At 48.5% G+C, this 5,563-nt stretch carries 2 tRNA genes and 3 rRNA genes; all 5 read right to left on the bottom strand.

The window, feature by feature from the left end:
• Nucleotides 1-16: 16 nt before the first annotated feature.
• The 5 genes from rrf to AC07M3_RS19010 all read right to left on the bottom strand — a co-directional run bounded on the left by rrf (nt 17) and on the right by AC07M3_RS19010 (nt 5,385).
• Nucleotides 17-131, bottom strand: a 5S ribosomal RNA gene (gene rrf / locus AC07M3_RS19030).
• 182 nt (nt 132-313) lie between these two features.
• A 23S ribosomal RNA gene (locus AC07M3_RS19025) occupies nt 314-3,207 on the bottom strand.
• A gap of 372 nt (nt 3,208-3,579) precedes the next feature.
• Nucleotides 3,580-3,655: transfer RNA gene (locus AC07M3_RS19020), tRNA-Ala, on the bottom strand.
• A gap of 56 nt (nt 3,656-3,711) precedes the next feature.
• A tRNA-Ile gene (locus tag AC07M3_RS19015) sits at nt 3,712-3,788 on the bottom strand.
• A gap of 59 nt (nt 3,789-3,847) precedes the next feature.
• Nucleotides 3,848-5,385: ribosomal RNA gene (locus AC07M3_RS19010) — 16S ribosomal RNA — on the bottom strand.
• The 16S, 23S and 5S rRNA genes sit together here with 2 tRNA genes alongside, the layout of an rRNA operon.
• Nucleotides 5,386-5,563: the final 178 nt, after the last annotated feature.

Raw genomic sequence — 5,563 nt, 5'->3', positions numbered from 1 at the left:
GGGTGTTTGAATAATGAGCTGGCGATGACTTACTCTCACATGGGAAACCCCACACTACCATCAGCGCTAAGAGGTTTCACTTCTGAGTTCGGGAAGGGATCAGGTGGTTCACTCTTGCTATGGTCGCCAGCACAACTGGTATGGATACTTGCATTGGTCTTATTGGTTGCCGATGCGTTTTCCAAATCTTTACAGATGGGCTGATTGAGTCTTACTTTATTTTGTTCATTTTAGCTAAGCGTATAACTAAATCAAGTTGCTTTGCATATTAATGAATCGATTGATGCTTTATATACAACTGCTTGGGTGTTGTATAGTCAAGCCTCACGAGCAATTAGTATTGGTCAGCTTCACATATCACTATGCTTCCACATCCAACCTATCAACGTCCTAGTCTCGAACGGCTCTTTAGAGGACATAAAGTCCTAGGGAAATCTTATCTTGAGGTAGGCTTCCCGCTTAGATGCTTTCAGCGGTTATCCCTTCCGAACATAGCTACCCGGCGATGCGACTGGCGTCACAACCGGTACACCAGAGGTTCGTCCACTCTGGTCCTCTCGTACTAGGAGCAGATCCTCTCAAATTTCCAGCGCCCACGGTAGATAGGGACCGAACTGTCTCACGACGTTCTAAACCCAGCTCGCGTACCTCTTTAAATGGCGAACAGCCATACCCTTGGGACCTGCTTCAGCCCCAGGATGAGATGAGCCGACATCGAGGTGCCAAACACCGCCGTCGATATGAACTCTTGGGCGGTATCAGCCTGTTATCCCCAGAGTACCTTTTATCCGTTGAGCGATGGCCCTTCCATACAGAACCACCGGATCACTAAGACCTACTTTCGTACCTGCTCGACTTGTGGGTCTCGCAGTTAAGCGCGCTTTTGCCTTTATACTCTACGCGTGATTTCCGACCACGCTGAGCGCACCTTCGTACTCCTCCGTTACTCTTTAGGAGGAGACCGCCCCAGTCAAACTACCCACCAGACATGGTCCTCGCCCCGGATTACGGGGCAGAGTTAGAACCTCAACATTACCAGGGTGGTATTTCAAGGACGGCTCCATTGGAACTAGCGTTCCAACTTCAAAGCCTCCCACCTATCCTACACAAGTAAGGTCAAAGTTCAATGTCAAGCTGCAGTAAAGGTTCACGGGGTCTTTCCGTCTAGCCGCGGGTACACTGCATCTTCACAGCGATTTCGATTTCACTGAGCCTCTGCTGGAGACAGCGCCGCCATCATTATGCCATTCGTGCAGGTCGGAACTTACCCGACAAGGAATTTCGCTACCTTAGGACCGTTATAGTTACGGCCGCCGTTTACTGGGGCTTCGATCAAGAGCTTCGCTTACGCTAACCCCATCAATTAACCTTCCAGCACCGGGCAGGCATCACACCCTATACGTCCACTTTCGTGTTTGCAGAGTGCTATGTTTTTAATAAACAGTTGCAGCGGCCTGGTTTCTGTGGCTGTCATCAGCTCAGGAAGCAAGTTCCATCACCAACAACAGCGTACCTTCTCCCGAAGTTACGGTACCATTTTGCCTAGTTCCTTCAGCAGAGTTCTCTCAAGCGCCTTGGTCTACTCGACCTGACCACCTGTGTCGGTTTAGGGTACGATTCCTGTGTAACTGAAGCTTAGAGACTTTTCCTGGAAGCATGGTATCAGCCACTTCGCTGTACAAGTACAGCTTGCTATCAGATCTCAGCATAGAGCACCCCGGATTTGCCTAAGATGCATGCCTACTTCCTTTCACCTGGACAACCAACGCCAGGCTGACTTAACCTTCTCCGTCCTCTCATCGCATTACACAGAAGTATTGGAATATTAACCAATTTCCCATCGACTACGCCTTTCGGCCTCGCCTTAGGGGTCGACTCACCCAGCCCCGATTAACGTTGGACTGGAACCCTTGGTCTTTCGGCGAACGGGTTTTTCACCCGTTTTGTCGTTACTCACGTCAGCATTCGCACTTCTGATACCTCCAGCATACTTCTCAATACACCTTCATCGGCTTACAGAACGCTCCCCTACCACTTGACTTAAAAGTCAAATCCGCAGCTTCGGCACATAGTTTTAGCCCCGTTACATCTTCCGCGCAGGCCGACTCGACTAGTGAGCTATTACGCTTTCTTTAAAGGGTGGCTGCTTCTAAGCCAACCTCCTAGCTGTCTATGCCTTCCCACATCGTTTCCCACTTAACTATGATTTTGGGGCCTTAGCTGGCGGTCTGGATTGTTTTCCTCTTGACTACGGACGTTAGCACCCGCAGTCTGTCTCCCGGATAGTACTCATAGGTATTCGGAGTTTGCATCGGTTTGGTAAGTCGGGATGACCCCCTAGCCGAAACAGTGCTCTACCCCCTATGGTATTCGTCCGAGGCGCTACCTAAATAGCTTTCGGGGAGAACCAGCTATCACCAGGCTTGATTAGCCTTTCACCCCTATCCACAAGTCATCCCCTGGCTTTTCAACGACAGTGGGTTCGGTCCTCCAGTTAGTGTTACCCAACCTTCAACCTGCTCATGGATAGATCGCCTGGTTTCGGGTCTATACCCAGCAACTAAACGCCCTATTAAGACTCGATTTCTCTACGGCTCCCCTATACGGTTAACCTCGCTACTGAATATAAGTCGCTGACCCATTATACAAAAGGTACGCAGTCACCGAACAAGTCGGCTCCCACTGCTTGTATGCATGCGGTTTCAGGATCTATTTCACTCCCCTCACAGGGGTTCTTTTCGCCTTTCCCTCACGGTACTGGTTCACTATCGGTCAGTCAGGAGTATTTAGCCTTGGAGGATGGTCCCCCCATATTCAGACAAGGTTTCACGTGCCTCGCCCTACTCGTCATCATTATGTGTGCCCTTTCGTGTACGGGAATATCACCCTCTACGTTCGCACTTCCCAGAGCGTTCCACTAAAACACACATAACTTAATGGGCTGATCCCCGTTCGCTCGCCGCTACTAAGGGAATCTCAATTGATTTCTTTTCCTAAGGGTACTGAGATGTTTCACTTCCCCTCGTTCGCCTTGCAACACTATGTATTCATGTTGCAATACCTACCTTAAAGTAGGTGGGTTCCCCCATTCAGAAATCTCCGGATCAAAGGATATTTGCCGCCTCCCCGGAGCTTATCGCAGGCTATTACGTCTTTCATCGCCTCTGACTGCCAAGGCATCCACCACATGCACTTAATTACTTGACTATACAACCCCAAACAGTCGTTATTACCTACAAGGAGTAATAAGACATGATTAATGATTTCTCATCAATCTCTTACAGTTTGAAGTACTGTGTATTTAAACACTGTACAGCTTCAATCTAATTCATATACCAAAACGCTTGATTCAGTTAATTTGCTAGTTCTCAATTAACTCCAAGATCAGAATTACTTCTTCTCTTTTCATTATTGAGTGAACAATTTATTTCAGACTCAATTTTGCCAATCTGTTAATGAATAAACATGCCTTCGTCAGGTCATGCTTAATACCGTGATACTTAAATCACAGAAGTTAATAAACTAAGATCTTACAACCTCTATTTACTAATTTCTGTAATCCGAACTTCTCTTAAGTTCTGGTGGAGACTAGGAGAGTCGAACTCCTGACCTCCTGCGTGCAAAGCAGGCGCTCTACCAACTAAGCTAAGTCCCCAGCTTACATCATCAGTTATGTATCTTCTTTTCTATAACTTCAACCAGTCAAAGTCATGGTGGGTCTGACAAGACTTGAACTTGTGACCCCACGCTTATCAAGCGTGTGCTCTAACCAACTGAGCTACAGACCCTCAGATACATCTATGAAGAACAACTTGTTGTGGATTCTTACCAATCGTCAATCTTTCGTTAAGGAGGTGATCCAGCCGCAGGTTCCCCTACGGCTACCTTGTTACGACTTCACCCCAGTCATCGGCCACACCGTGGTAAGCGTCCTCCTTGCGGTTAGACTACCTACTTCTGGTGCAACAAACTCCCATGGTGTGACGGGCGGTGTGTACAAGGCCCGGGAACGTATTCACCGCGGCATTCTGATCCGCGATTACTAGCGATTCCGACTTCATGGAGTCGAGTTGCAGACTCCAATCCGGACTACGATCGGCTTTTTGAGATTAGCATCCTATCGCTAGGTAGCAACCCTTTGTACCGACCATTGTAGCACGTGTGTAGCCCTGGCCGTAAGGGCCATGATGACTTGACGTCGTCCCCGCCTTCCTCCAGTTTGTCACTGGCAGTATCCTTAAAGTTCCCGACATTACTCGCTGGCAAATAAGGAAAAGGGTTGCGCTCGTTGCGGGACTTAACCCAACATCTCACGACACGAGCTGACGACAGCCATGCAGCACCTGTATGTAAGTTCCCGAAGGCACCAATCCATCTCTGGAAAGTTCTTACTATGTCAAGGCCAGGTAAGGTTCTTCGCGTTGCATCGAATTAAACCACATGCTCCACCGCTTGTGCGGGCCCCCGTCAATTCATTTGAGTTTTAGTCTTGCGACCGTACTCCCCAGGCGGTCTACTTATCGCGTTAGCTGCGCCACTAAAGCCTCAAAGGCCCCAACGGCTAGTAGACATCGTTTACGGCATGGACTACCAGGGTATCTAATCCTGTTTGCTCCCCATGCTTTCGCACCTCAGCGTCAGTGTTAGGCCAGATGGCTGCCTTCGCCATCGGTATTCCTCCAGATCTCTACGCATTTCACCGCTACACCTGGAATTCTACCATCCTCTCCCACACTCTAGCTAACCAGTATCGAATGCAATTCCCAAGTTAAGCTCGGGGATTTCACATTTGACTTAATTAGCCGCCTACGCGCGCTTTACGCCCAGTAAATCCGATTAACGCTTGCACCCTCTGTATTACCGCGGCTGCTGGCACAGAGTTAGCCGGTGCTTATTCTGCGAGTAACGTCCACTATCTGAAGGTATTAACTTCAGTAGCCTCCTCCTCGCTTAAAGTGCTTTACAACCATAAGGCCTTCTTCACACACGCGGCATGGCTGGATCAGGCTTGCGCCCATTGTCCAATATTCCCCACTGCTGCCTCCCGTAGGAGTCTGGGCCGTGTCTCAGTCCCAGTGTGGCGGATCATCCTCTCAGACCCGCTACAGATCGTCGCCTTGGTAGGCCTTTACCCCACCAACTAGCTAATCCGACTTAGGCTCATCTATTAGCGCAAGGTCCGAAGATCCCCTGCTTTCTCCCGTAGGACGTATGCGGTATTAGCATTCCTTTCGAAATGTTGTCCCCCACTAATAGGCAGATTCCTAAGCATTACTCACCCGTCCGCCGCTAAGTGATAGTGCAAGCACCATCACTCCGCTCGACTTGCATGTGTTAAGCCTGCCGCCAGCGTTCAATCTGAGCCATGATCAAACTCTTCAGTTAAAAATCATTTTGCACCTTATTAAAGACAAGGTGCCAATTCTGGCTCATCAATTTTCTGACTTAAATTTCGCTCAAATAAACTTCGAGTAATTTAAACCAATCAATCAATGATAATATTTCGATCGATCAATCAGTAAAAATCCACACAAGTTGTTCTTCATAATCTCTTAATGATCTT

It is taken from the genome of Acinetobacter sp. GW821-FHT09D10 (genome assembly GCF_059416285.1).
The sequence above is the reverse complement of the archived record's forward strand: the minus strand, read 5'-3'. Positions and strand labels throughout refer to the sequence as shown.